The sequence below is a fragment of the Bradyrhizobium sp. genome (genome assembly GCF_049581145.1).
Classification (GTDB): Bacteria; Pseudomonadota; Alphaproteobacteria; order Rhizobiales; family Xanthobacteraceae; genus Bradyrhizobium.
The window spans coordinates 1-1,685 of the sequence record NZ_JBAURI010001013.1; the positions used below are offsets into that span (position 1 = coordinate 1).

Annotated in this window: 4 protein-coding genes; 2 read left to right on the forward strand and 2 right to left on the reverse strand. The window is 63.7% G+C overall.

Annotated elements, in window-relative coordinates:
* On the reverse strand, window positions 1-481 hold a 481-nt coding region (locus WCB02_RS32875), incomplete at its 3' end, for an HAD hydrolase-like protein (RefSeq protein ID WP_423964928.1).
* A gap of 120 nt (window positions 482-601) precedes the next feature.
* On the opposite strand from WCB02_RS32875, the gene WCB02_RS32880 reads away from it, so the two are divergent.
* Both WCB02_RS32880 and WCB02_RS32885 read left to right on the forward strand, forming a co-directional pair.
* Entirely contained in the window at window positions 602-727 is a 126-nt protein-coding gene (locus WCB02_RS32880) for a DUF433 domain-containing protein (protein WP_423964930.1), read from the forward strand.
* Between the two features lie 73 nt (window positions 728-800).
* A complete protein-coding gene (locus WCB02_RS32885; protein ID WP_423964933.1) occupies window positions 801-977 on the forward strand; it encodes a hypothetical protein in 177 nt (58 codons plus the stop codon).
* A 115-nt stretch (window positions 978-1,092) separates the two neighbouring features.
* On the opposite strand, the gene WCB02_RS32890 is transcribed toward WCB02_RS32885, so the two are convergent.
* Window positions 1,093-1,685, reverse strand: a 593-nt coding sequence (locus tag WCB02_RS32890; RefSeq protein ID WP_423964935.1) for an ATP-binding cassette domain-containing protein, incomplete at its 5' end; no start/stop codon positions are given.

A 1,685-nucleotide genomic window follows, 5' to 3' on the forward strand; every position in this document is an offset into this window, starting at 1 on the left:
CTTCATCGCCGATCGCGATCGTCCGCGCCGCGCTGATGCCGGTGCGCCGCAGCGCCCGGCGGAATTTGGCGGCCTTGCCGAAGATCGAGGCGGCGCAGTCGAAATGCGAAAACAGCGGGGCGGTTTCGCCGAGCAGTCGCCGCGCATTGGCCTCGCTGTCCGAACTGATCAGCGCCAGTCGCAAGCCGCTCTCAGCCAGCGCGCGCAGCATCGTCTCGGCCCCTTCGAACAAGGCGATCTCGGCGATCTGCTCGGCCTTCAGCCGCCGCATGTAGCGCGCGATCCGCGGCAGCTTCCATCTGGACACCTCGAGGTGCGCCAGGATCTCGCGCGAGCCGCTGTGCCGAAGCATCTCGATATCGTCCTCGGCGACCCGACGGAATTTGAAGCGGTCGGCGACGTCGTTCACATGGCGCTTGAACCAGGGAAAGCTGTCGGCCAGCGTGCCGTCGAGATCGAAAATCGCAAGCGAATAAGGCATCAGGTGGGAAGACAAAGGCTCGGTGGGGATGGCGTTGGGGAGTGAAGGCAGGCGGGTGGAGGATATTTTGAGGACTTAGGGAGGCTGACACGCCCTCGGTTGTCGGCTGGAGTGTGCACCATGTCTGAGCTCACGGCGAGAATAACGATTGACCCGGGCCGCATGCACGGCAGGCCGTGCATTCGCGATCTGCGGATCACCGTCGCGGATGAGAATGCAATGATGGATAGGGCGGATCGCGCTTGAGCAGTGCGTGGTTGGCGTCGGCCAACTTCCGAACCGGAAACGGCAGCGTCTCGTAGGCAGTCCAGAATTTTCGATGAAGCGAAGTGCGTCACAACTCGCGCGAGCATCCGGCGCGGTGCTCGGCAACGGCTTCATTCGCGTGCGCGTTCAGCTTGCCGGCCTGAGCGTCTCGTTCGATCGCAGCATTGAACTGCTGCGCGTCGAACGCCTCGAACCATGGCGCGAAACCGCGCCAGTTCGCGAGGGGTAAGCTGTTCAACGGCTTTCTCGATGTCTTCGGCGGTGGTCATGTCGGAGATATGGCATTTGCCCGCAAACCTGCATCCGAGCACAGCGGAATTTTAGGCTGCCCACCAGGCAAACGATTACTCCGCCGCCTCGCTCGCACTGCCACCCCGGCCGCTCTTTCCCGGCTTGCCGGCCTTCTTCAGCACCGGCGCCAGAAAATTCCCGGTGTAGCTCCGCGGCGCCTTGACGATGTCCTCCGGCGGGCCCCAAGCGACGATTTCGCCGCCGCCGTCGCCGCCTTCGGGGCCGAGGTCGATCACCCAGTCGGCGGTCTTGATCACTTCGAGATTGTGCTCGATCACCACCACCGTGTTGCCTTGCGACACCAGCTCGTGCAGCACCTCCAGCAGCTTCTTGACGTCGTGAAAGTGCAGGCCGGTGGTCGGCTCATCCAGGATGTAGAGTGTGCGGCCGGTGGCGCGCTTGGAGAGCTCTTTGGCAAGCTTGACGCGCTGGGCTTCGCCGCCTGAGAGGGTCGTGGCCTGCTGGCCGACATGGATGTAGTCGAGGCCGACGCGATGAAGCGTCTGGAAGGTCTCGCGGACGCGCGGCACCGCCTTGAAGAACTCGGCGGCCTCCTCGACGGTCATGTCGAGCACGTCGGCGATCGATTTACCGCGGAACAGCACGTCCAGCGTCTCGCGATTGTAGCGCTTGCCCTTGCACACGT

Excerpts from the sequence above, each read along its gene's own strand:
- WCB02_RS32880 (WP_423964930.1), top strand. The coding sequence starts at position 602 with ATGTCTGAGCTCACGGCGAGAATAACGATTGACCCGGGCCGCATGCAC.
- WCB02_RS32885 (WP_423964933.1), top strand. The coding sequence starts at position 801 with ATGAAGCGAAGTGCGTCACAACTCGCGCGAGCATCCGGCGCGGTGCTC.